The organism is Sphingomonas oryzagri (assembly GCF_029906645.1).
GTDB classification, from domain to species: Bacteria; Pseudomonadota; Alphaproteobacteria; order Sphingomonadales; family Sphingomonadaceae; genus Solisphingomonas; species Solisphingomonas oryzagri.
On record NZ_JARYGZ010000001.1, the window covers coordinates 2,578,500 to 2,602,281 of the forward strand.

General features: G+C 67.7%; 17 protein-coding genes. 4 read left to right on the top strand and 13 right to left on the bottom strand.

Features of this window, described 5'->3' with window-relative positions; translation table 11 throughout:
* Window positions 1–19 precede the first annotated feature (19 nt).
* The 6 genes from QGN17_RS12395 to QGN17_RS12420 all read right to left on the bottom strand — a co-directional run bounded on the left by QGN17_RS12395 (window position 20) and on the right by QGN17_RS12420 (window position 9,753).
* Window positions 20–1,267, bottom strand: a complete 1,248-nt coding sequence (locus QGN17_RS12395) for a Xaa-Pro dipeptidase (RefSeq protein ID WP_281044797.1) — start codon at window positions 1,265–1,267, stop codon at window positions 20–22.
* 29 nt (window positions 1,268–1,296) lie between these two features.
* Window positions 1,297–3,897, bottom strand: a complete 2,601-nt coding sequence (locus QGN17_RS12400) for a TonB-dependent receptor (RefSeq protein WP_281044798.1) — start codon at window positions 3,895–3,897, stop codon at window positions 1,297–1,299.
* A 107-nt stretch (window positions 3,898–4,004) separates the two neighbouring features.
* Window positions 4,005–5,930, bottom strand: coding sequence for a sulfotransferase (locus tag QGN17_RS12405; protein ID WP_390902696.1), 1,926 nt, complete (start codon window positions 5,928–5,930; stop codon window positions 4,005–4,007).
* A 216-nt stretch (window positions 5,931–6,146) separates the two neighbouring features.
* The gene (locus QGN17_RS12410; protein ID WP_281044799.1) at window positions 6,147–7,781 is read right to left on the bottom strand and encodes a tetratricopeptide repeat-containing sulfotransferase family protein; all 1,635 of its coding nucleotides are present in this window, start codon (window positions 7,779–7,781) and stop codon (window positions 6,147–6,149) included.
* The gene (locus QGN17_RS12415) at window positions 7,778–8,401 is read right to left on the bottom strand and encodes a TetR/AcrR family transcriptional regulator (protein ID WP_281044800.1); all 624 of its coding nucleotides are present in this window, start codon (window positions 8,399–8,401) and stop codon (window positions 7,778–7,780) included. Before QGN17_RS12415 ends, QGN17_RS12410 begins: the two co-directional genes overlap by 4 nt.
* Window positions 8,365–9,753, bottom strand: coding sequence for a M20/M25/M40 family metallo-hydrolase (locus QGN17_RS12420; protein ID WP_281044801.1), 1,389 nt, complete (start codon window positions 9,751–9,753; stop codon window positions 8,365–8,367). The genes QGN17_RS12415 and QGN17_RS12420 overlap by 37 nt, the downstream gene beginning before the upstream one ends.
* Before the next feature lie 102 nt (window positions 9,754–9,855).
* Here QGN17_RS12420 and QGN17_RS12425 point away from each other — a divergent pair, with 102 nt between their 5' ends.
* Genes QGN17_RS12425 through QGN17_RS12435 form a run of 3 tightly spaced genes read left to right on the top strand, consistent with a single transcriptional unit; the run spans window position 9,856 to window position 12,383 of the window.
* Window positions 9,856–10,344: a PDZ domain-containing protein gene (locus QGN17_RS12425; RefSeq protein WP_281044802.1), complete on the top strand. Its 489-nt coding sequence runs from the start codon at window positions 9,856–9,858 to the stop codon at window positions 10,342–10,344.
* Window positions 10,319–11,005 (top strand): winged helix-turn-helix domain-containing protein, encoded by a 687-nt coding sequence (locus tag QGN17_RS12430; protein ID WP_281044803.1) that lies wholly within the window; start codon window positions 10,319–10,321, stop codon window positions 11,003–11,005. Before QGN17_RS12425 ends, QGN17_RS12430 begins: the two co-directional genes overlap by 26 nt.
* A 10-nt stretch (window positions 11,006–11,015) precedes the next feature.
* Window positions 11,016–12,383: a sensor histidine kinase gene (locus tag QGN17_RS12435; protein ID WP_281044804.1), complete on the top strand. Its 1,368-nt coding sequence runs from the start codon at window positions 11,016–11,018 to the stop codon at window positions 12,381–12,383.
* A 759-nt stretch (window positions 12,384–13,142) separates the two neighbouring features.
* On the opposite strand, the gene QGN17_RS12440 is transcribed toward QGN17_RS12435, so the two are convergent.
* From QGN17_RS12440 to QGN17_RS12470, 7 genes are all read right to left on the bottom strand, one after another.
* Window positions 13,143–16,481: a glycosyltransferase gene (locus QGN17_RS12440; protein ID WP_281044805.1), complete on the bottom strand. Its 3,339-nt coding sequence runs from the start codon at window positions 16,479–16,481 to the stop codon at window positions 13,143–13,145.
* 276 nt (window positions 16,482–16,757) lie between these two features.
* Window positions 16,758–17,486, bottom strand: a complete 729-nt coding sequence (locus tag QGN17_RS12445) for a 3'(2'),5'-bisphosphate nucleotidase CysQ (protein WP_281044806.1) — start codon at window positions 17,484–17,486, stop codon at window positions 16,758–16,760.
* Window positions 17,487–17,553: 67 nt separating this feature from the next.
* Window positions 17,554–18,033, bottom strand: a complete 480-nt coding sequence (locus tag QGN17_RS12450; RefSeq protein ID WP_281044807.1) for an SH3 domain-containing protein — start codon at window positions 18,031–18,033, stop codon at window positions 17,554–17,556.
* Window positions 18,034–18,106: 73 nt separating this feature from the next.
* Complete coding sequence (locus tag QGN17_RS12455) at window positions 18,107–18,802, bottom strand: glutamine amidotransferase (protein ID WP_281044808.1); 696 nt, start codon at window positions 18,800–18,802, stop codon at window positions 18,107–18,109.
* Window positions 18,803–20,206: a nitronate monooxygenase gene (locus QGN17_RS12460; protein ID WP_281044809.1), complete on the bottom strand. Its 1,404-nt coding sequence runs from the start codon at window positions 20,204–20,206 to the stop codon at window positions 18,803–18,805.
* Between the two features lie 61 nt (window positions 20,207–20,267).
* On the bottom strand, window positions 20,268–21,413 hold the full coding sequence (locus QGN17_RS12465; protein WP_281044810.1) for a glycosyltransferase: 1,146 nt from the start codon (window positions 21,411–21,413) through the stop codon (window positions 20,268–20,270).
* 53 nt (window positions 21,414–21,466) lie between these two features.
* Window positions 21,467–22,348: an alpha/beta fold hydrolase gene (locus QGN17_RS12470; protein WP_281044811.1), complete on the bottom strand. Its 882-nt coding sequence runs from the start codon at window positions 22,346–22,348 to the stop codon at window positions 21,467–21,469.
* Between the two features lie 38 nt (window positions 22,349–22,386).
* Here QGN17_RS12470 and QGN17_RS12475 point away from each other — a divergent pair, with 38 nt between their 5' ends.
* Entirely contained in the window at window positions 22,387–23,751 is a 1,365-nt protein-coding gene (locus tag QGN17_RS12475; RefSeq protein WP_281044812.1) for a protein adenylyltransferase SelO family protein, read from the top strand.
* Window positions 23,752–23,782 lie beyond the last annotated feature (31 nt).

Sequence of the window (23,782 nt, forward strand, 5' to 3'; positions counted from 1 at the left end):
CGCCAGGGGAAGGATGCGGTCACGGCACCTTCATCACCTCGCCGCCTTTGATCACGCCTCGCACCTGTTCCAGCAGCCGGATGTCCTTCAGCGGATCGCCCGCCACCGCGATCATGTCGCCATAATGGCCGGGGCTGAGCGCGCCGACATCCTTCGATCGGCGCAGCAGATCGGCGGAGACGGTGGTCGCCGCCTGGATCGCCTGCATCGGCGTCATCCCGTAGCGGACCATATAGGCGAACTGCCGCGCGCCGAGGCCGAAGGGGTAGACGCCCGCATCGGTGCCGAAACTCAATTTCACACCCGCTCTCACCGCCTTGGCGAAGCCTTCGCGCTGCTCGTCGGTGGTGGCGCGGTTCTTGGCGAGATATTCGGCGGGCCAGCCCTGCTTCGTACCCTCCTCCTCGATCCAGTCGCCGTCGTAGATGTCCATGTCGAGCCAGACGCCGGCCTTCTTCGCCATGGCGATGCCCTCGTCGTCGATCAGCGAGGCATGTTCGATCGATCGCACCCCCGCGCGGATCGCCGCCTTGATCCCCTCCGCACCATGGGCATGGGCGATGCAATAGCTGCCGTGGAGCTTCGCCTCGTCGCAGGCGGCCTGCATCTCCTCGGGCGTCAACTCCAGCGCGCCCGGCTCGGATCCGATCGCCAGCACCGCGCCGGTGGCGATCAGCTTGATGAAGTCGGCGCCGTGCTGGAACAGGAAGTCCACCTTCGTCCGCGCCTCGTCGGCGTTGCGGACATAGCCGTACTGCATGTCGGCGGGCAGCACGACGTCGGGCGCGGCCCCCGTCACCGCGCCGCCGCCGCCCGGAATGGTGATGTAGGCGCCCGCCACCAGCATACGCGGCCCCGGCACTTCGCCCTGCTCGATCGCATCGCGCAGCGCCACATCGGTGAGGCCGCGATAGACGCCGACGTCGCGCACGCTGGTGAAGCCCGCGCGCAGCATCGTGCGCGCGGTCTCCGCCCCCTTCAGCGCCACCTCCTGCGGGGTGTGCTTGAGCGCCTCGATCGGATCGCCCTCGGTGAAACCGTCCGATATGTGGGTGTGGCAGTCAATCAGGCCGGGCAGCACGGTATAGCCCGACCAGTCGACCACCGTGCCGCCCGCCGGCGCGCCCTTCCATGGGCCGACCGCCGTCACCCGCCCGTCGGTGACGGTGATCGCCTGGTCGACGAGCACGCGCCCCTGCTCGGGATCGATCAGATGCCCGGCATGGACGACGACGGTGGCCGCCTGCGCCGCCTGCCCCAGCAGCAAGCCGGCGCAGGTGAGCGCGAGGCGCCCGATCAGAACTTGTAACCCAGGCGCGCGCCGACCGTGCGCGGCGGCTGGATCACGTAATAGTTGGTGTAGGAGCAGGAACCGCACTCCTGGAAGGTGGAGATATCCGCCTTCACGTCGAACAGGTTGGTGACGAACAGCTCCGCCGACATCTTCTTCCACTCAAGCCCGGTGGCGAGATCGACCAGGGTGAAATCCCTGAGCGTCGGCACCGGATCGTCCACCGCGCCGAGACGCAGCGCCGAGCTTGCCTTGCTCTGGAAGGTGATCGCGCCCTGGATATGCGCCTTCATGTCGTCGCCCACCGCGAATTCGTAGCGGCCGACGGTGTTGAGCTTGTATTTCGGCGCGACCGGCAGGCGGGTGCCCTTGGGCGCGACGATGCTGTTGCCATCCTCAGCGCAGGTATAGGTCGGGTCGTCGACCGCGCAGAGGTTCGACCGCAGCTTGCCATCGGTATAGGCGGCCGTCGTCGTAAAGGTCAGGCCCGGCGTCGGCACCAGGGTGAAATCGGTCTCGATGCCCTTGATCCGCGCGTTCGGGCCGTTGTGGATTTCGGTGAAGCTGTTCTGGCCGAGGAAGCTGTACTGGAAATGCTTCCAGTCCTGCCAGAAGAAGGCCGCGTTCCAGCGCACGGTATGGTCCGCCCAGCTTGTCTTGAAGCCGACTTCGTAGTTGGTCAGGAAATCCGGCTGATAGGGCTGCAGATCGGCACGGCGATTGATGCCGCCTGGGCGGAAGCCGCGCGACCAGGTGGCGTAGACCATCTTGTCCGGCGCGAATTTCCAGGTGAGGTTCAGGCGGTGGATGAAGCCGTCATCCTTGGTCCGCTTGGGGCTGATCGAGCCGTCCGAATTGTAGACGCCGAGGTTGGTGCAGGGGCCAAGGCCCTGCGCAGCAGGCGCGAAGTCCCGGTTCACCGCGATCTGGTTGCCCTCCGCGTCACGTACGATGACGGTGCCGCCATCGGTGGTGAAGCAACCGGGCACGCCGGTCCGCGAGCTGCCGGCGGCATTGGTCGCGGCACCGCCGCCGATCGTGTAATTCGGGTTCAGGCCGAAGCCGAAGAAGCCGATCAGCGAGTTGTCGTACTTGTAGTAACGCAGGCCGCCGGTCAGCGTCAGGCTGTGGGTGATGTCGTATGCGGCCTCGCCGAACACCGCATAATCCTTGTCGATGCGGTTCTGGTCGGTGAGCCACAGCGTGCCGGGGTGGCCGTTGACCGAAAGGTCGTCGGCGAGGCCGGTCACCTGATAATCCTGAATGATGTGATGTTCCTGGCGCTGGTAGAACAGGCCGCCCGTGATGCGCAGCGGATTGCTCTGCGGGGACGAGATGCGCAGTTCCTGGCTGACCTTGTTGAAGCTGTCCTTGCCGACGATCCGCTGGATCGGATTGATCGTGTTTCCGGCATTGTCCTGAAAATAGAAATAGTTGGCGAGGCCACCCTGCGCCGCATAGAGATCATGATCATATTGCGTGGCGTAATCGGTATAGTCGCTCGACGAGTTGATCTTCCGCCACAGATAGGCGCCCGTATAGGTCAGATCCCAGTTGCCGATCTTGCCCTCGATGGTGAGCGCACCCTGCACGTAGCGATCGTGGTTATATTCGGGCAGGAAGTGCTGCACCGACAGGCCCGGCAGGTTCGGATCGTAGCCGAACGAGCCGTGGTTCTTCTGGTCCTGCCCGAAGACGGTCGCCGTCGCGGTCCAGTTGTCGTTGAGGTCGACCTTCAACGCGCCGCGGCCGCCGAAGACGTCCACGTCGTTGTAGTTCTTCTTCACGAAATCCTTGTTGTTGATCGTGATGCCGGGATCGTAGCCGGCCGGCACGCCCTGGTCCTGCCCGCCCGGCGCGACGCCGCCCGTATAGCCGGGGCTGGCATCGTCTTTCTGGCCGATGAAGGTCCGCGTGCCGGGAATGTTGTCGATATAGCCGGCGTCATGCTCGTAGAAGCCGACGATGCGCACCGCCATGCGATCGTTGATCGGGGCGTTGACGAAACCCTCGACCTTGCCGCCCTGGCTGCCATGCGCGACGGTGTTCCCCTCGACGTCGATCGCGCCGTAGAATTTGGAGGTGTCGGGCTTGTTGGTGATCAGGCGGATGGTGCCCGATTCCGACGACGCGCCGTACAGCGTGCCCTGCGGCCCCGACAGCGCCTCGATACGCGCCATGTCGTAGATATGGACGTCCAGCGTGCCGCCGATCGTGGTGATCGGCTGCTCGTCCAGATAGGTGCCGACCGACGGCAGCGAGCCGGAATGGTTGCCGTCGCCGCCCGAGGCGACGCCGCGGATATAGACGGTGGTGACGCCCGGCTGGCTGGTCTGGAAGGTGACGCTGGGCAGCGACTTGGTGTAATCGTTGAAATTGGCGATGTTGAGCTGGTCGAGCTTCTCGGCGGTGATCGCCTGGATGCTGATCGGCACCTTCTGGATATTCTCGGAGCGCTTCTGCGCGGTCACGATGATCTCGCCATTCTCCGGCGGCAGGGGTGCCGCGGCAGGCGTCGGCGCGGTCTGCGCGGCAACCGGCGCCGACAGCGCCGCCAGAGCGGTGGACGCAAGAAGCAAAGCCGGAACCGGCTTACGAATAAACATTGCGGGTGCCCCTTTTTATATATTTGTCAAACGCTGTTACTCGAACGAAACAGTGTCAAGCGCCCCTTCGGCTCCTCATTATATTGCGCTGCCGCATGGCAAATTTGTCACGCAGCCGGCACGTTCGGATAGGTGTCGAGCACCGGGCCGAGCGCTTCCCTGAGCGGCCCGAGCCAGCGATCGAAGCGCTTCCACTGCTCCATGCCCTCGCGAAAGATCGGCTGGCGCACCTGCTCGGACGAGGCGGTGCGCACCGCGCGCTGCGTCTCGTGGAAGCGCAGGCACGCATCCTCGAACGGCAGGCCGAGGGCGGCGAGCAGGGCACGCGTCTCGCCCTCCTGATCCTCGACCATCCGCTCGTAGAAGACGCGGTGCGCAGCACCGGGCGCCACGCGATCGAGATGCGCCATCCAGCGCACGTAATCGCGATAATAATGGCCGATGTCGGCGAGATCGTAGGTAAAAGACTGCCCGCGCGCGAAATGCTGTTTGAAGTTGGACAGGCAGCAGCCGAGCGGGTGGCGTCGGGCATCGACGATCTTCGCATTGGGCAGGATCAGCTTGATGAAGCCGGTATGCGCCCAGTTATTCGGCATCTTGTCGATGAAGAAGGGGCGTGCCGTCTTGCGCTGGATCCGCGTGCGATCGAGATAGGCCTCGCCCAGCGCGCGCACCGACGCGCGATCGAGACCGCCGACCTTGGCGGGGCCGACCTCCATCACCAAAGCGGCGATGTCGGGCAGTTCGCTGGTCCCCTCCACTTGGCTGTGGCTGGCGAGGATCTGCTCGATCAGCGTCGATCCCGATCGCGGCAGGGAGACCACGAAGATCGGATCGGCGGCGGGGCAGCCCCAGCCCTCGCGCGCGGCGAAGAAGTCCGGCGTGTAGATCGCCTCGGCGCGGGCGACCGCGCGGGTCAGTTCGGCGGCGTCATAGTCGATCGCCGCGCGCCGGCCGCGATTGCCCCCAACATAATGGGCGAACGAGGCCTCGGCATCGCCGGCATCCTCCTCCGCCTTGCCGAGCGCGAATTCGAGGTGGAATCGATCCTCTCCGTCGAGGTCGGGCGTCTCCAGCGCCGCCCGCATCGCCGCACGATCCTCGTCCGAAAAGCGATAGGTCTTGAGGTTGGCGAGGCTCCACCACGCCTCGCCCAGTTCCGGCCGCATCGCGATGGCGCGGCGATAGGCGGCAATGCTCTCCTCCTGCTCGCCCAGCGTCTTGAGCATGTGGCCGAGGCTCATCCACACCTTGGGCTGATGGGGATAGCCGGCGAGCACGCGCCGGTAGATCGCGATCGCCTGCGCGAAATCGCCGGTGCCGCTGAGTATCGCGGCCTTGAGGTTGAGGTAGGAGGGATTGCCCGGATCGGCGGCCAGCAACGGATCGATCGCGGCGAGCGCATCCTCGCCCCGCCCCTGACGGTGGAGCACCAGCGCATGGTTGTGCCGCGCCGCGACGAAGCCCGGTGCCAGCTCGATCGCGCGCTCCAGCAGGTTTCCGGCGTCGCGATAGCGGCCGAGCCGGCCGGCGATCTCGGCGAGCATCCGGATCGCGGCGACGTCGGTGGGGCGCTGCTTCAGCCGGTCGCGCAGGATCGGCTCGGCGATGTCGAGGCGGTTGTCGGACAGCGCCAGCGCCGCCTGCATCAGCGCCGGATCGCTGGTCGAGGCGCGCACGCCCGCGAGATAGGCGTGATCGGCGCCCGCCTCGTCTCCGCCCAGCCGCAGCACGTCGGCGAGCGCCGTCCAGCCCTCCGCCATGTCGGGCTTGAGCTCGGTCGCGCGGCGCAGCGCGGTGGTGGCGGCGGGCGCATCGCCCGCGAGATAATGCGTGAGGCCCAATTCGAGCGCGGTCGCGGCGGATCGCGGCTGGTCGGCGAACAGCCCGGCCAGCGTCACGCGCGCGCCATCGAGATCGCCGGAGAGCCGCTGCGCCCGTCCCTTGACCAGCAGCGCCTGCGGCATGTTCGGCACCGCGCGCAGGATTTCGTCGGCCTGCATCAGCGCGAGATCGGGCCGGCTCGCGGCCATGCGCTCGGCATGGGCCAAGGCCTCGCCGATCGATCCCGTCGCGTGAGAAGCGCTGCTCGCCACAAACCCCCTTCGGCAACGCGCTGGCGCATCGCCGGGCACGAATGAACATCCCGCGACGGGGCTGTGTCAACGGCCATGTTGCAGCGCGATGACGATTATCGGACGATCGTGCAACAAGACGACAGGGACGCGCGACGAACCGTTGCGTCCGCCCTATCCGGCGAGATCGGCGGGCACATCCGGATAGGCATCGACGACCGAGCCGAGCGCCGCGCGCATCGGCCCGAGCCATGGATCGAACCGCCGCCAGCGATCGATCGCATCGGCCGTGATCGGCCGGCGCACCTGCTCGGCACTCGGCGTGCGGACGGCGCGGGAATTCTGCCAGAAGGCGAGGCACGCCGGCTCGAACCGCAAGCTCAGCCGGGCGAGCAGCGCGCGCACCTCGGCCTCCGGATCCGCCACCAGCCGCTCGTAGAGCAGGCGGTGGACATGGCCCGGCGTCACCCGGTCCACATCGGCCATCGCGCCCACATAATCGCGGTAGAAACGGCCGAGATCGGCGAGATCGTAGCTGAACGCCTGGCCCACCGCGAAATTCTGGGTGAAGCAGGACCAGCCGCAGGCCAGCGGGTGACGGCGCACATCGACGATCCGAGCATTGGGCAGGATCAGCCGGATCAGCCCGACATGCATCCAGTTGTTGGGCATCTTGTCGACGAAGAACGGCCTTCCCAGGCGCCGCTGCTCGCGCGTGCGATCGAGATAGGCCTCGCCCAGCAGACGACGATCCGCCGGCAGGAGATCGGCGAGCATCTCGGGATAGCAAGCGGGATCGCGGCCTGCGAGACTGGCGGCGATCGCCATCAGATCGGGCAGTTCGCCCAATCCCTCGACTTCGGAATGGCTGGCGAGGATCTGTTCGACCAGCGTCGATCCCGATCGCGGCAGGCCGACGACGAAGATCGGATCGGGGGCGAGGCACCCCCCTTCTCCGCGCGCCGCGATCAGCGCGGGCGTGAACACCGCCGCCTCCCGCGCGCATTGCGCCTGCGTGGCGGCCGCATCGTAGGGCGTCTGAGCGCGGCGGATGCGGTTCGCCTCGGCATAAGCGGCGAAGGCGCCGGCATCCTCGCCCGCATCGGCCAGCGCCTTGCCGAGCGCGAAGTGCAGGTGCGCGCGATCGGTGGGATCGGCCGCCGTCTCCAGCGCGGCGCCCATCGCGGCGATGTCCTGCGCGGAGAAACGCTGCGTCTTGAGGTTGGCGAGGCTCCACCACGCCACGCCGAGATCCGGCCGGGCGACGAGCGCGGAGCGATAGGCTGCGACCGCGCCCTCGATCCGGCCAAGATGCGTCCGCACGTTGCCGAGCGCGATCCACCCCGCGGCCTCGCCCGGATGCCGCGCCAGCATCGCGGAGAGCGCCTCGTCCGCAGTTGTGAGAGCCCCGCTTTCGATCAGCGCGCCGGCCCTGAGCAGCACCAGCGCCGGCTCGTCCGGATGCCCGGCGAGCAGGGGCGCAAGCTGCTCCAGCGCCTCGTCGAGATGCCGCCGGCGCACCAGCAGGCGGACGAGCGCCTCCCGCGCGGCGCCGAAATCGGGCGCCAGATCGATCGCGCGGCCCAGCATCCGGAGCGCGTCCTCGCGCCGCCCCGCGCCGGCCAGCAGTTCGGCCATGAGATGGAGCGCCGCGACATCGGTCGGCCGTTCGCGCAATCGCTCGCGCAACGCCTGCTCGGCCTGCGCCGGCCGCCGGTCGAGCCATGCCGTCGCCGCCATGGCCAGCAGGGCATCGTCACCGTCGGCCAGTCGCCGGATCGCCGCCGCCGAGCCGACCCAGCCGGTCATGCCAGCAAGGCGTCGATCCAGCGCCGCGCCAGCGCCGCCGCCTCTTCCGCCGAGAAGACGCTTCGGTCGAGGCAAAGCTCCAGCCACAGCCCGTCGACCAGTGCGGTGATCGCCACCGCCTCCAGCCGGTGATCGCCTTTGCCGCCGCAATCGGCGAGCAGCCGCTCCATCGCCGCGCGGAAGCCGCCATAGCTCTCGGCATGGGCGGCGGAGACCAGCGGCATCGACTTGGTGAGGCCGAGCAGCCCCAGCCAGGTGCCCAGCAGTTCCTCGTCCATCACCGGCGGCAGGAAGTTGCCGATCACATAGGCTTCGAGGCGCGCGCGGGGGTCGTCCCCCGCCGCCTCCACCGCCGCCGCCAGCGCCTCGCCGACGCGTTCGGACACCTGGCGGTAGGTGGCCGCGATGAGCGGCTCGACACCCTCGAAATGGTGCGTGACGAGGCCCGGCGACACGCCGGCCTCGCCCGCGATGGTGCGCACCGATACGCCGCCCGCACCATGTTTGGCGAGCGACCGGGCGGTGGCGTCGATCAGCGCCTGCCGCCGCTCGGCCGGCGCGCGCCGGTAGCTGGGGCGCAGCATCAGTCGGCGGCCAGCGTCGTCAGCAGGCTGTGCCATTGGCGCAGCGCGCCGGGGATCGCATCGACCGGCGAGCGTTCGTTCAGGCCGTGGGCGAAATCGTCCGACGGCTTCATGAACGCGCCCGACACGCCATAGCTCGGGATGCCGACCGCGCGGAAATAGAGGCTGTCGCTGGCGCCCGCCGACATGCTCGGCACGATCTCGACACCCGGCCGGTTGGCCTCGACGGCCTTCTTGACCGCCGCCATGATCCGGGGGCTGAGCGGCGAGGCATCGCTGGAAGTCGGGTTGCCGAGCGTGGTGAACTTGGCGTCGGGATCGTCGACCACCTTCTTCAGCGTGGCCTCGATCTCGGGAATCTTCACGCCGGGGAAGATGCGGCAGTTGACCGACACGGCGGCGCGCTGCGGCAGCGCGTTCAGCGCATGGCCGCCCGACAGCATCGTCGCGACGCAGGTGGTGCGCACCTGGCCGACGAACTCGGGATCGGCGGACAGCTCGTCGGCGGCCTCGCTATCCTTGGGGTTGGCGGCGAAGCGCTGCATCGCCTGGCCCAGCGAGCCGGGCGTCCGCTTCGCCATCGCGGAGAGATAGGCGACGGTCAGCTCGTTCGCCTGGGGCGGGAACTGGTAGGCGGCGATCCGGTCGATCGCCTTCGCGACGCGGTAGATCGGGTTGTCGGCCACCTTGCCCGGCCGGCTGGAATGGCCGCCGGCGCTGGTGAAGGCGATCTCGAAATCGGCATAGGTCTTCTCGCCCGCCTGCAGCCCGTAGAGCAGGGGCTTGCCGCTCTCGTCCAGCGTGCCGCCGCCGCCGTCGCCGTTGAGCACGATGTCGGCGCCCTTCAGTTTCTTCGCCAGCGCCTGCGCGGTGTGCATGTCGGTCTCCTCGTCGCCGGACAGCGCGAGGATGATGGTGCGTTTCGGCCTGAGGCCCTGCTGCTTCATGGTGGTGAGCGCGGTGATCACCACCGACACGTCGAACTTGTCGTCGATCGCGCCGCGGCCATAGGTGTAACCGTTCTCGACCACGGCCTTGAACGGACTGCGCGTCCAGTCCTTCGGATCGGCGGCCACCACGTCCATATGATCCGAGATGACGATCGGCTTGAGCGACGGGTCGCTACCCTTCCACGTCGCCTCCAGCGTGCCGGTCTCGCCGATCGGGGTGAACACGACGTCGGAGGGGGCGAACCCGCCCTTCACCAGCACGCCCTTCAGATAGGCGGCATAGGCCGGCACCTGATGATGGCCCTCGACCGTCTGAAACCCGATCGACGCCTTCAACAGATCCAGCGCGCGGCCCGCCTCGTCCGGCTGGGGGGCGGCCGCCGCGGCACTGCCCGAGATCGCCGCCATCGCCGCCAGGGCCATCCCGAAACGCACCATATACCCCCTGAATTTTCGCCGGTTTCCGCCAACCGTATCGCCGCGCGACCGCCAGTCAACCGAGCGGCGCGGCGTGCATGAACAAAAGGTCATGTCATCCCCATGGCAGGGCAAGTGGTCGCGCCCGAAAAGACCGGCATGGCAGCGTATCGTCACGCCATGGATCAGCGCGGGGGAAACTGGCTTGCGATCGGCATAGGTGCCGTCGTGGCGGCGCTGCTGCTCATCCTCGTTCTGGCCGAGCGCGGCACCTTCCGCCTGCGCGACGGCGCCGTCGCGTCCGCCCTGCCCGGCATCACCCTCGACAACAGCGTCGATCACATGCCCGTCGTCACCAGCGTCCGCTCCGACGGCGAGGCCGAGCGTGTCGGCATCCGCGCCGGCGACGAGATCGAGGCGGTGGACGGCTACCGTGTCCGCGACGTGGCCGGATTGCGCTCCGCCCTGCTCTCCGATCGCGAGGACAAGCTCGCCCTTCATATCAGGCGGGGAGATACGCTATGGACGGTCGCTCTCGATCGCAGCGAACCTGCGATCGGCAACGCGGTGGCGGTGGAAAACAGGAATGGCCCAGAAAATCCTGCTGATTGAAGACGACCGGCAGACGGCGACCTACATCGTCAAGGGACTCGGCGAGGAAGGCATGACGGTCGATCATGCCGACAACGGCCGCGACGGCCTCTTCCACGCGACCGACGGCGGCTATGATGCGATCATCCTCGATCGGATGCTGCCGGGCATGGACGGCATGGCGGTGCTCGGCGCGCTGCGGGCGGGCGGCATCCATACGCCGGTGCTGATGCTTTCGGCACTCGGCGCGGTGGACGATCGCGTGGCCGGCCTCACCGCCGGATCGGACGACTATCTCACCAAGCCCTTCGCCTTCGCCGAGCTGCTGGCCCGGCTGAAGCTGATGCTCCGGCGCGGCGGATCGGGCACGCAGGCGGTGACCAAGCTCGCCTGCGGCGATCTCGACATGGATCTGCTCAGCCGCAAGGTGAAGCGGGGGGCACGCGCCATCGATCTCCAGCCACGCGAGTTCCGCCTGCTCGAATACCTCCTGCGCCACAAGGAGCAGGTGGTCACCCGCACCATGCTGCTGGAAGGCGTGTGGGACTATCATTTCGATCCCGGCACCAACGTGATCGACGTCCACGTCAGCCGCCTGCGCCGCAAGATCGACGATGGCGAAGAGGTGCCGTTGATCCACACCGTGCGCGGCGCCGGTTATCGCCTCGGGCTGGAGGGCTGAGGCGCGCGCGATGCGCATCCCCGCCTTCCTGCGATCCTCCACCACGCGCTTCTTCGCGTTGGTGTTCGTGTTGCAGCTCATCTCGAGCACGGCGCTGCTGCTCTACGTCCGGCACATCATCGCCGACGAGCTGGAGCGCACGTCGCGCACGCTCGTCACCGAACTGCATGACGATCTGGTGGCGGACTACAAGCAGGAGGGGCTGCCGGGCCTGCGCACCCTGATCTCCGAACGGCTGACCGGCATCCGCGCGCGCGACGCCGCCGTGCTGCTCGACGATCCCAACGGCAACCAGCTCGCCGGCAACATCGCCGACTGGCCGCCGCCCATCCCGTTCGACTCCGGCTGGCAGGTCGCGACACTCTATCGGATGGGCCGCGACAAGCCCGAGCCGATGGGCCTGATCGCCTCCAAGCTGCCCGACGGCACCCACCTGCTCGTCGGCCATGTCATCGAGGGCGATCTGCGCGTCCGGCGGCTGACCGGCGAGGCGATGGCCGCCGCTTTGCTGCTGGCGGTGCCGCTGGCCTTGCTCGGCGCGATCGTGGCGACGCGGGTAATCACCGGCCGGGTCGAGCGCATCGCGGAGACGGCGCGGCGCGTCGGCATGGGCGACCTGTCGCTGCGCGTGCCGCACGAGGCCGGGATGCGCGACGCGTTCAGCGATCTCGCCGCCTCGATCAACCTCATGCTGGGCCGGATCGAGGCGCTGGTCGGCGAGCTGCGCGTGGTGACGGACAGCCTCGCCCACGACCTGCGCTCCCCCCTCACCCGCCTCAGCGCGACGATCGAGCGGGCGATGCGCGAGACGGACGACGAGGCGGCGCTCGGCGCGCTGGAACGGGTCGGGTTCGAGGCGGAGACGTTGCTCGGCATGCTCTCCACCGCGCTCCAGATCAGCCGCGCCGAGGCCGGCATCGGGCGCGACCGCTTCGTCGATACCGACCTCGGCCAGATGATCGAGGATCTGGCCGAGGTCTACGGCCCGCTCGCCGAGGAACGCGGCTTCACCCTCTCGGCCGAAGGGGGGGGCCGCGCCGTGGTGCATCGCGAGCTGGTCGGCCAGGCGCTCGCCAACCTCGTCGACAACGCGATGAAATACGGGCGGCCGGACGGGACGATCCGGCTCTCGGTGCATCGTGCGGACGATCTGGTGACGCTGGCGGTGGACGATGACGGCCCCGGCATCGCCGAGGATCGCCGCGCCGAGGCGCTGCGCCGCTTCGGCCGCCTCGACCCCGCCCGCAGCGCCGGCGGCGCCGGGCTGGGCCTCGCGCTGGCGGCAGCGGTGGCACGCCTCCACGGCGGCGCGATCACGCTGGGCGACAATGCGCCGGGGCTGTCGGTACGGCTCGAGCTGCCGGTGGCGGGGGATTAGCAGCGGAGACTGCTGACGTCATCGCAAGGTGCAGAACGCGGCTATTGGCCCCGGATCGTCATCGCGAGCCGCGAAGCGGCGTGGCGATCCACTGCGACGGGTAGATTGCTTCGCTACGTTCGCAATGACGGGAAGTGGTGGTTAGCTGCCATCAGAATTTTTGCAGGGCCGACTTCGACGAGGCCGGTTTAGTAATTTCGGCGGCTTACCAGCGTAGTGATACAACGCACGCGCGACATGGCCAAGCCGGAGGATACGTCCTCTCGCGGCCATTGCGCGCCCCACTCGAATAGCTTGATCTTTCGGATAGTCGGACGGAATTTCAACTATATAGCCGATATATCCAAAATTCCGGCGTCGATCATGTGGCGAGAGCACTAGGCCACCTTGCAGGCAACGGCGCTTACGCAACCACAGACGATCCTTTCGGCCAGCGAGAATAAACTTTGGCATCGGCTGTCGATATGCCCCATCCTCCAATGTCCGCAAGTGGGGCGGTAGCTACCACACCGTCGCCCCTGCGCAGGCAGGGGCCTATCTCCCCACCGTTCTACACGACCGACAGCTCGGGTGATGGCCTCTTGCCTGCGCAGGAGCGACGCGTGCCGGCGCGATAGCCCCCTTCCAATGTAGGATTTCGTCTGACACGCTGGCGGGACTCGGGCCTCACCCGACCCCGCTCTGTCTCATCGTCGAAACCGCCTCACACGTGCAGCTTTTGTCGCTTTTCGCGAAATTTCCGCCCGATCCAGCCCGTTTTCACTCCGCCGCCGCTTCCACGCGGCCGGTGCGCTGGAGCTTGCCCCAGCCCACCCACGGGCCGGACAAAGCCGCCGACACCGCGCGCAGCACCACCGAATACATCAGCTGCCGGTAAACGAAGCGCTGCGCCAGCAGCAGGAACGCCGGGAAACGCTGGCGGCGCGGCTCCAGCCGGTACGCGATCCAGCCGCACAGCAGATCGATGAAGGTGAACGCCACCCAGTAGATCCCCATGCGGATCACGTCGGTGTGGGTCTGCGCCCAGCCATGCTGGTGGACGCGGATGATCGTGCCGATGATGCTGATCACCAGCGCGAGATCGATGATCGGCGAGATCACCGCGAAGGCGATCTGGAACAGCCAGGCCTGCGGGATACCCACGAAGGCCAGACCGGCGGGCTTGCGCTCACGGAGGATCGCGCCGTGCTTCCACAGGCATTGCAGCGTGCCGAACGCCCAGCGGAAGCGCTGCTTGGAGAGCGCACGGAAGGTCTCGGGCGCCTCGGTCCACGCCACCGCCTCGACATCGTAGGCGACATCCCAGCCGGCGCGCTGGATGGCGATGGTGAGATCCTGGTCCTCGGCCAAAGTATCGACCGGATAGCCGCCCACCGCATCGAGCGCCGCGCGCCGCCACGCGCCGACCGCACCCGGCACCACGGTGATCGCATCGAAGCGGGTGAGCGCGCGCCGCTCGAGATTCTGCGCGGTCACATATTCCACGCTCTGCCAGCGGGTGACGAGGTTGACCCGGTTGCCGACCTTGGCGTTGCCCGCCACAGCACCGGTCCGCTCGTCGATGAACCAGCGGGCGAGCTTGGCGATCGTGCCCTTCTCGAACTGGGTGTCGGCATCGAGCGCGACGATCACCTCGGCGTCGGACAGTTCGAGGCCGCGGTTGAGCGCCACCGCCTTGCCGCCATTCTCCAGCGTCAGCAGCCGCACGCGCGGCTCGTCGGCGAAGGCGGTGCGAACGATGTCACTGGTGCCGTCGGTCGATCCGTCGTCGATGACGATCACCTCGACCGTCACCTCCTCGCTCGCCAGCACGCGACGGATCGATCCTTCGATCACCGTCGCCTCGTTGAAGGCGGGGATCAGGACGGAGACGAAGCGTTCCGGATCGATCGCGGGCGGCGGTTCCTTGCGATCCTCGCGCGCCGACATCGTCGCCAGCGCCGCCATCAGCAACGCGCGCATGATGCCGAGCGTGATCGCCACGAAGAACAGCCACTTGAGCAGGCCGAGCAGGCCGGCGAGGAAGAGGAACATGCCGACGTCGGCGCGTACCTCCATCAGGTCGCGGCCCGCGATCGGCGGCATCACCTGATCGCGGGTGAGGCCGATCAGCTGCGAGACGGTGACGAACTTGTAGCCGTGCGCCTTCAGCGTCTCGATCACCTGCGGCAAGGCCTCCAGCGTCTGCTGCCGGTTGCCGCCGGCATCGTGCATCAGGATGATGTTACCGGAGAATTTGTCGTTGCTGGCCGCCACGCCCTTGAACGTGTTGCGCAGGATCGTGTCGACGCCCGGCTCCTGCCAGTCCTCCGAATCGACGTGGAGACCGACATTGACGTAGCCGTCGTCCTGCGCGCGCAGCGCCGGCAGCAGTTCGTCGTCGGTGGTCGGCTCGGCGTCGCCGAAATAGGGCAGGCGCAGCAGCCGGGTGCCGCGCCCGGTATAGGCCTCGATCAGCCGCTGGGTGGCGTTGAGCTCGATCGAGGTGCCGCGCTTCTGCAGCAGCGCCATGTTGGGATGGGTGTAGCTGTGGTTGCCGATCTCATGCCCTTCCGCGATCTCGCGGTTGAGCAGCCCCGGATGGGCGACGGCATTTTCGCCGATCACGAAGAAGGTCGCCGGCACGCCTTCGCGCTTCAGGATGTCGAGCACGCGCGGCGTCCAGTAGCCGTCCGGCCCGTCGTCGAAGGTCAGCGCCAGATAGCCCGGCTTGTAGCCCGTTTTGGTCACCACATAGGGTGTCGGGAGGCTCTTGTACGTTTCGTTGCGGATCAGGCCGCGGTGGTCGGTCTCGATCGTACGCGTGCCGGTGGTCGGCGTGTCGGTGATCCGCAGCACCTCGCCATTGCCCTCGACATCGACGTCGCCGACCGAGCGAAGCGTCGAAAGATCGGGCGGAAACTTGCTGTCCTGAAACGCCTTGAGCGCATCCCATATGCCCGGATCCTCATAGCCCAGGCGCCACAGCGCGACGGCGGACACGCCCACCGCGTCGGCCGCCTTCAACTGGTTCCAGCCGCTCGCCGCATCGAGCATCCAGACGGTGCGCGGATTGCCGTTGTCGTCGGTATAATCGTAAGTGGAGTTGCCGCTGACTGGATCGAAGCGGATCTGCGCGTCGCTGTCGTGCGCGTTGAGCCACGCTTCCTCGACCGAGGCATTGTCGGCAGCGCCCGACTTCGGCCAGTCATAGGCATAGTTGCCGATCGCGATGATCGTCTTGGCCGGGCCGATCTGCGCGGTGGCCGCGCGCATCTGCTGGACGAACCAGGCCTGGCTGGCGATCGGGCCGGGGCCGCTCGAATTTTCGTGCTCGTCATAGTCCATGACGAACAGGCGATCGGCGAAGTGGGCGTAGGCCTTGAGGTTCCAGGCGTTGTCGCCGACCGGAACCGTCAGCGTGACGAGCATGTTGCGCGGGCCGAACCGCTGCTTGGCCTCGGCGATCAGGCGCAGATAGTCGCGCTGCGAGGTGTCGGGCACCTCCTCGAAATCGAAGACCATGCCGTCGGCATGTTTGGCGGTGAGCGTCGCATCCAGCTTGTCGAGGAAGGCCTTGCGCGCCTTGGGGTCGCGCAGCAGCGCGGCGGTGCCGGCGCTGTCCCACTGCCCGTTCTGCGCGTTCTGGATCATCGGCAGGATCTTCGGCCGGCTGCTGCCCATGCGCAGCACCGCATCCAGCACGCGATCCCTGGTGACGACGAAATCGTGGTTCTTTCCGGTGACGAAGATCAGGTCGGGCACCAGCCAGTCGATCTGGCCGATATGACGGACCAGCGACGCTTTCGACGCATCATCCCACGGTACGTAGAAGCCGATCACCTGCTGGTGGACGCTCTCGGCCGCCTTGGTGCTGCCCGGCAACCAGCCGCCCAGGGTGCGCTTGAGCACGCGGCCGACATGCGCGATCTGCGCGGGAATGGGGCGCGGCTGCGGATGCTCGATCCCGATGTCGAGCGCATTGGGCGTCGGCACATCGACGATCGTGAAGGCGAACACACACGCCGCCGCGACCAGCGCGACGAGCAGCGCGGCGAGAGTGCGAATCGACCAGCGCTTCCGCCGGCCGCTGGGATCGTAGAAAACCGGCGCCTTCATGGTGTCCCGATAAAACCTGACCGATGGATGCGAAAGCGCATCGCGCTTTGCGTCTACCGTGAATCAGGCTTGTTTCAATGTCGAGACCTTGCCGCAAGGCAAAGTCCGGCAAGTGCTTCTGGAAAACGAAAACGGCGCCCGGCCGGGAGTGGGTAGCCGAGCGCCGTTCCGTCATGCATCGGCGTGACAGGGTCCAGGCCCGCCGACACACTCCGTCTAGCCCGTACCGGCCCACCGACCGGTGGCGGTGGAATGAACGATCGGTAATAAAGGATTTCACGCCGCGCGGGCGAGCGCATCGCGTAGCCTCGTGGTCCATTCCGGCCGGCTCACCAGCAGATCGGGCATGTAGCTTTCGGGGCGGTTGTAGACGAGCGGCTGGCCGTCCAGCCGGGTCGCGTCCAGCCCGGCGGCGAGCGCGATCGCCACGGGCGCGGCCGAATCCCATTCATGCTGCCCACCGTCGTGGAGATAGGCGACTGCCTCGCCGCGCAGCACTGCCATCGTCTTGGCACCGGCCGACCCCATCGGCTTCGTCGGAATATCGAGGTGCCGGCAGGTCCGCGTCGCGACCTCGGGCGGGCGGGAGCGGCTCACCAGCACGCCCGGCGCGCCGTGCAGCGCGGCGAGGCTCGCCGTGTCCGATCGCCAGAGCGTGCTGCGCGCCGGCTCCGCCACGGCACCCACGGACGGAACGCCATCGATCGCGAGCGCGACATGCACCGCCCAGTCGTCGCGCCCCTCCGCATATTCGCGCGTGCCGTCGAGCGGATCGATGATCCAAACCCGGCTCTTGCCGAGGCGCGAACGATCGTCGGCACTCTCTTCGGAGAGAAGGCCGTCGTCGGGCCGTTGATGTCGGATCGCACGCACGAGGAAGGCGTTGGCAGTCTGGTCCCCCGCCTCGCCCAGCGCCTTGCCTTCGAGAAGGTTGGAGCGCCTCAGGTCGAGGAGCAGACGGCCTGCAAAATCGGCCAGCGCCGCGGCAAGCTCGATGTCGTTCACGCCCGAAAGGTGAGCCTGCGAGGGATGGAAATCAAGCCATCGCCGGGATCGGGCGCCGAGATCAGGGCTATTCGATCGTTTCGTCCGGATCGACACCCCACAGCTTCGCCTCCTCGACGAAGCCGCTCCGCCCGCCGACGTCGATGCGGCACCAGCCGTCCTTGCAGTGCGAAAGCCGCCCGATCACCCCCGGCTCCGCCCGCCAGCTGACCTTGCTGTTCGCGTCCGCCGTTTCGTGAAGCTCGGCGACGCCATCCTTCACCATTCCGGTGCGCTGGTCCGACAGGAGACTGGTGATCATCCAGCCCGACTCGCCATCGGGATCGCGAACCTTGCGCCAGCCGGGATAGACCTCGATCACCTGCACCGGCAGGCCCTGCCGCTGGTACAGCCAGCTCGCCGGATAATTGCGGCCCGGCCCCGACCGCATCCGCGCCTGCCCGGCGCCGAGCGAGGCCCAATAAGGCGTCTTGCGCTGCTGCGGGGCCGATGCCTGAAGCGATCCGGCGAGGAGGATGCCTACCCATGCCATCGATAGGATCTTCATCGCCCTGTCCTTCTTCACGCTGCGCCCCTTGCCGACGCTCTAGGCCAGGTGCGGCGGCGCGGACAAGAAGAGATCAGGCGAGCCGGGCGAGCCAGTCGCGCAGCATCCGCTGCCCCGCCCGTTCGGCATCGCGACCGAGCTTGGCGTGGTCGGCGCGAATGGCCGCCTCGCTGGTGCCGGCGCCGGTCACGTAATCGGCGTCCTCCGCCAGCCAGCGATCGATGCCGTCGTCGAAAGACCCCATTTCAGGGTGGCATTGCAGGGCGAGCACCGTGTCGGCGATCGCGAAGGCCTGCGGGAAATGTTCGGTCTCCGCGAGCAGGGTCGCACCTTCGGGCACCGTAAAGCCGTCGCCATGCCAATGCAGGATGGGCACGCCCGCCAGCGCGGCCAGCGGCGAGGCACGGCCCGCATCGGTGAGGCTGACGGGCGCGAAGCCGACCTCGCGCACCGGGCCGGGCTTCACCTCGGCACCGAGTGCTGCGGCGATCAGTTGCGCGCCAAGGCAGACGCCGATCGTCGGCCTGTCCGCCACGATCCGCATCGCGATCTTCGCCAGTTCGGCGTCGATCCACGGATAGGCGTCGCGTTCGTACACGCCCATCGGCCCGCCGAGCAGAACCAGCAGATCCGGTTCCAGGAAGTCGATGGCCGTGAAACCGGGGTCGCCCGCATAGACATGATCGATCGCATAGCCGCGATCGAGGAGCGGCGACGCGAAGGCCGCCAGCCCCTCATGCTCGACATGGTGGACGACGAGCGCGCGCACTCAGTCCCCGGTCAGGATGCGATCGACGAGCTGCTTCACCGTCGGCACGAAGCCGTTGGAATAGAAGGGATCCTGCTTGAAGCGATAGGCAGCGTGGCCGGCGAACATCAGGTTCTGCTCGGTATCGCCGCCATGCGCGATCTCCTGCAGCGTCTTCTGGATGCAGAAGCTGCGCGGATCGGCGAGGCGGCCGGTCGAATTGGTCTCGTTGTCCGCCCAGGACGAGAAACCGCACTGGCTGAGGCAGCCCATGCAGTCCGCCTGATCCTTGCGGATGATCTTGGTTTCCTCGGGCGTCTCGAACACCAGGGTGTTGTCCGGCGTCTTGAGCGCCATGGTGTAGCCCAACCCATACCATTCGCGGGCGCGCAGCAAGTCGTTGCGGGTGACCCAGAAGCTCTTGCCCTTCACGCCGACATCGAGCTGGAACTGGTGATCCCCTGCCGCCTCGCCGGAGAAGGCGATCTGGCGATCGGAGCGAGCTTCCAGATTGCGCAGGAACGGATTGCGCACCGCCGACGAATAGAAGCCGGTCGGCGAGAAGCGGTGGAGCAGCACGTCGCCCTCGTCGAGCGTCATCAGGCGCTGTTTCCAGCCGTCCGGAATCGGGCTTTCCTGCGTCAGCAGCGGGCGCGTGCCGAACTGGAAAGCGATCTTGCCGAGTTCCGGATTGTCGATCCAATTCTCCCACTCGCGCAGGAACCAGACATTGCCGGCCATCACGATCGGCACGTCATCCGAAATGCCGCCCTCGCGCATCGTCTCGCGCAGCGCCTTGACGCGGGGATAGGGATCCTCCGGCGCCAGCGGGTCTTCCGCGTTGGACAGGCCGTTATGGCCGCCCGCCTTCCACGGATCCTCGTAGACCACCGCCGACAGCCAGTCCGCCGCCTTGTGATAGGCGCGCTTCCACAGCGCGCGGAAGGCGCGGCCGGAGCTGACGATCGGCAGGTAGGACACCTGATGCTCGGCCGCGATCTCGGAGAGCTTGTAGGGCATACCGGCACCGCAGGTGACGCCGGACACGAGACCCTTGGTCTTTTCCAGCACGCCCTGCAGCACGCGCTGCGCGCCGCCCATCTCCCACAGCACGTTGATGTTGATCGCGCCCTTGCCGGACGCCATCTCATACGCGCGCTTCACCTGCTCCACGGCGCCGTCAATGGCGTACTGGATCAATTCCTCGTGGCGTTCCCGCCGCGTCAGCGCGCGGTAGATCTGCGGGATGATCTTGCCCTCGGCATCGTAGCTGTCGGCGTTGACCGCCGAGACCGTGCCGATGCCACCAGCCGCCGCCCAGGCACCGGAAGACATGTGGTTCGTCGCCGAGACACCCTTGCCACCTTCTACGAGCGGCCACACTTCGCGGCCGCCATACAGGATCGGCTGCAGACCTTTGAACAAACTTTCCTCCACACAGGAGCGATGGACCCGCGCGCGTCTTAGCAGGATGCTTCGGGCAGCGCTAATCCTGCGTGATGAACGCGCCGGGACGCCCGATCGCCGCACCGTAGAGCGCCGCATAGGCCGCGATCATGGCCTTTTCATCATAGCGTTCCCATGCAACCGCGCGGTTGGCGGAGCCGAGCCGGTGGCGGATGTCGCGGTTGGCCAGCAGCCGGCCGAGCGCATCGGCGAAGCCCGCCTCGTCGTCGGCGGGAACGATGTATCGCCGGTTTTCGGCCGCGACCATGTTGCGGATGTCGCCCACGTCGGTGGACACCACGGGCAGCCCCGCCGCCATCGCCTCGATCAGCGAGATCGGGAATTGTTCGCTGTCCGACGACAGCGCGAAGATGTCGAAATGCCCCACGTAACGCGCCGGATCGTTAAGGAAGCCGGGCAACAGCAGCCGGTCGGCGATACCCTCCGCCTGCCCGGCGGACAGGATCGCGTCGCGCTCCGGCCCTTCGCCGACGATCACCAGCCGCCCCGACGCGCCCGAGCGCGCGAAGGCGCGGACGAGGCGGGGCAGGTTCTTGACCGCGCGCAGCCCCGCCATCGTGCCGACCACGACGTCGCCCGGCGCGCGCTGGAAACCGGGGATCGCCCCCGGTTCGGGCGGGCCGAAGCGGGTCAGCGGGATACCGTTGGCGATGCGGCGGACGTGGCTGGCGGGCTGATGCCAGACCTTCCGCGCGATCTTCTCCAGCCGCTCGGACGGCACCACCAACCTGTAGGCGGCGCCGAGCATCGCCCGGCGGAACAGCACGCGCGCCGTCTTCTGCCGCACCAGTTCGTCGGCGTTGAAGCCGTCCTCGTGATGGATCAGCGGCGGCAGCTTCATCGCCCCGGCATAGAGGCGCCGGGCGGCGACCCCGTCCATGGCGCCCCAATTGTAGCTCAGCACCAGATCGAAACCCGCCATGTAGCGGGCGAAATGCCAGTAGCGGCGGGGGCCGGGCCGGCCGATCAGCGACGGCGCCGCCTCGCCCGGAAATTCCGCGCGGACGCCCGGATCGATCGCCTCGCGCGCGCCCAGCGCATCGGGCACCGCGCTCAGCACGACATGTTCGGCCGCATCGCCGAAGGCGTTCATCAGGCGCACGGCGCGCGCCTCCTTGCCGCCGAGCGCGAAGGTCGAGTGGAGATGAAGGACGCGGAGCGGCATGACGAAGCCCCGTTCTAGCAGAAAGCGGTGAACAGGAAGTGGATGCCGCCCGCTCAGCGTCCCGCTCTGACCCGTCCCAGCAGTCGGTCGATCGCAGCCGCCGATTCCGGCTCCTCCAGCGAAGGCGCGTGGCCGACGTCGGGCACCACCGTCAGTTCGAGGCTGGTCAGCCGGCTCGCCATCTCGTCCGCGCAGGCCTGGGTGAGCAGATCGCTGCGGGCGCCCCGCAGCAGCGCGATCGGGCGACCGCGCAGCGCGGAGAAGGCCGGCCACAGGTCCGGCGCCGGCGCGTCGGCGGGCGCCTCGCGGATCGGCTCGCCGATGCGCATGTCGTAATCGAGCACGACCCGCCCCGCCGATGTCAGCCGGCAACGCCGCTTGGCGACCTCCAGCCAATCCTCGATGGCATAGCGCGGAAACACGTCGCGCTCGCCCTCGGCGATGCCGCGCGCGGCGTGCAGCCAGGTCGGCCAGCTCGCGCTCTTGCCGACATAGCCCTTGATCCGGGCCAGCCCGTCGCTCGCGATCACCGGCCCGATGTCGTTGAGCAGCACGCCGGCCAACCGCTCGGGCGTGGTCAGCGCCATCGCCATCGCGATCAGCCCCCCGAGCGACGTGCCCAGGATAACCGCCCGCTGGATGCCCAGCGCCACGTAGAGCGCGCCGATGTCGAGCACGTAGGTAGGCGGCGAATAGCTCGCCGAATCGGGCGATTGCGGGCTTTCACCGCGACCACGCAGATCGACGCAGATCACCCGCCATTCGGGCGACAGTCGCTCGGCCACCCCCTCGAAATCGCGCGCGTTGCGGGTCAGGCCCGGGATGCAGATGATCGGCGGCTGCCCGTCGGCCCCGCCCGGATAATCCCGGTAATGCAGCTTGAGGCCGTCGGTCGTCAGCCACCAGCCATCTTCGTAGCGCTGCTTCGATGCCAATGCTTGTCTCCCGGCGGTAGCGCGCCCCATATCGCGGCATGGACTTCTCCCCGCAAGCGCGCATCCTGTCTCTCGGCGACACCTTCTACGATCGCGTGGCTCCTGCCGACTTCCCGCAGGCGATCCTGCGCTTCCGCAACGACCGCGCAGCGGCCGAGGTCGGGCTGGAGGGGCTGAGCGACGCCGAGTGGATCGACCGCTTCGCCCGTTTCCGGCCCTTCGAGGGGTCGCTGCCCCAGCCGCTCGCGCTGCGCTATCACGGCCACCAGTTCCGCCACTACAATCCGGACATCGGCGACGGGCGCGGCTTCACCTTCGCGCAGATGCGCGATGCCGATGGCCGACTGATGGATTTCGGCACCAAGGGTTCCGGCCAGACGCCGTGGAGCCGCTTCGGCGACGGCCGCCTCACCCTCAAGGGCGGCGTGCGCGAGGTGCTGGCGACCGAGATGCTCGAGGCGCTGGGTGTAAACACCTCGCGCAGCTTCTCGCTGATCGAGACGGGCGAAAGCCTGCATCGCGGCGACGAAGCGTCCCCCACCCGCTCGTCGGTGCTGGTGCGCCTCTCCCACGGCCATATCCGCATCGGCAGCTTCCAGCGGCTCGCCACGCTGCAGGACGATGCCGGGCTGGAGGCGCTGACCCGCTATGCGCTCGCCGAGCTCTATGGTGAGGAGCCGGGCGCCGATCCCGCCATTCAGCTCTATGCCCGCGTCGTCGATCGCACCGCGCGGCTGGCCGCATCCTATATGGTCGCGGGCTTCGTCCACGGCGTACTCAACAGCGACAATATCAACGTGACGGGCGAGAGCTTCGATTACGGCCCCTGGCGCTGGACGCCTTATTGGGACGGGACCTTCACCGCCGCCTATTTCGACCAGAACGGTCTCTACGCCTTCGGGCGGCAGGCGCAGGCGATCCATTGGGATGTCGCGCAACTCGCCATCGCCTTGTCGCGCATCGCCGAGGTGGACGCACTCGCCGCCCAGCTGGATCGCTTCCCGGCCATCTACGAGGCGGCGCTGGTCGCCGGTCTTCTCCGCCGGCTCGGCGTCGAGCCGCAGGGCGAGGCGGAGGATGTCGCGCTCGCCGACACGATGGTTCGCGCGCTCCAGCAATGCACCGTGACGATCGACCGCTTCTTCTTCGACTGGCGTGGCGGCACGCGGCGCAACGCGCTCCCCGCCTACGATCACCCCGTCTTCCAGCCCTTCGTCGAGGCGATCGCTGGATACCAGCCCGCCGCGACCACCGATCACCCATACTGGTCGGACGCCGAACCCTGTTCGATGCACATCGAGGAGGTCGAGGCGATCTGGGCGCCGATCGCCGAGCGTGACGACTGGAGCGCGTTCACCGACAAAGTCGCCGCGATCCGGCGCATGGGAGCCGCTCTGGCTTGACCCCGCCGCGCAAACCTTGTTGGTGAGCCAC

What these genes read in the sequence shown, in the direction of transcription:
- QGN17_RS12430 (WP_281044803.1), top strand. Translation starts at nt 10,319, where the DNA reads ATGGCCCAGAAAATCCTGCTGATTGAAGACGACCGGCAGACGGCGACC.
- QGN17_RS12440 (WP_281044805.1), bottom strand. Translation starts at nt 16,481, where the DNA reads ATGAAGGCGCCGGTTTTCTACGATCCCAGCGGCCGGCGGAAGCGCTGG.
- QGN17_RS12435 (WP_281044804.1), top strand. Translation starts at nt 11,016, where the DNA reads ATGCGCATCCCCGCCTTCCTGCGATCCTCCACCACGCGCTTCTTCGCG.
- QGN17_RS12425 (WP_281044802.1), top strand. Translation starts at nt 9,856, where the DNA reads ATGGCAGGGCAAGTGGTCGCGCCCGAAAAGACCGGCATGGCAGCGTAT.
- QGN17_RS12475 (WP_281044812.1), top strand. Translation starts at nt 22,387, where the DNA reads ATGGACTTCTCCCCGCAAGCGCGCATCCTGTCTCTCGGCGACACCTTC.
- QGN17_RS12400 (WP_281044798.1), bottom strand. Translation starts at nt 3,897, where the DNA reads ATGTTTATTCGTAAGCCGGTTCCGGCTTTGCTTCTTGCGTCCACCGCT.
- QGN17_RS12465 (WP_281044810.1), bottom strand. Translation starts at nt 21,413, where the DNA reads ATGCCGCTCCGCGTCCTTCATCTCCACTCGACCTTCGCGCTCGGCGGC.
- QGN17_RS12410 (WP_281044799.1), bottom strand. Translation starts at nt 7,781, where the DNA reads ATGACCGGCTGGGTCGGCTCGGCGGCGGCGATCCGGCGACTGGCCGAC.
- QGN17_RS12420 (WP_281044801.1), bottom strand. Translation starts at nt 9,753, where the DNA reads ATGGTGCGTTTCGGGATGGCCCTGGCGGCGATGGCGGCGATCTCGGGC.
- QGN17_RS12450 (WP_281044807.1), bottom strand. Translation starts at nt 18,033, where the DNA reads ATGAAGATCCTATCGATGGCATGGGTAGGCATCCTCCTCGCCGGATCG.
- QGN17_RS12405 (WP_390902696.1), bottom strand. Translation starts at nt 5,930, where the DNA reads ATGGCCGCGAGCCGGCCCGATCTCGCGCTGATGCAGGCCGACGAAATC.
- QGN17_RS12415 (WP_281044800.1), bottom strand. Translation starts at nt 8,401, where the DNA reads ATGGCACAGCCTGCTGACGACGCTGGCCGCCGACTGATGCTGCGCCCC.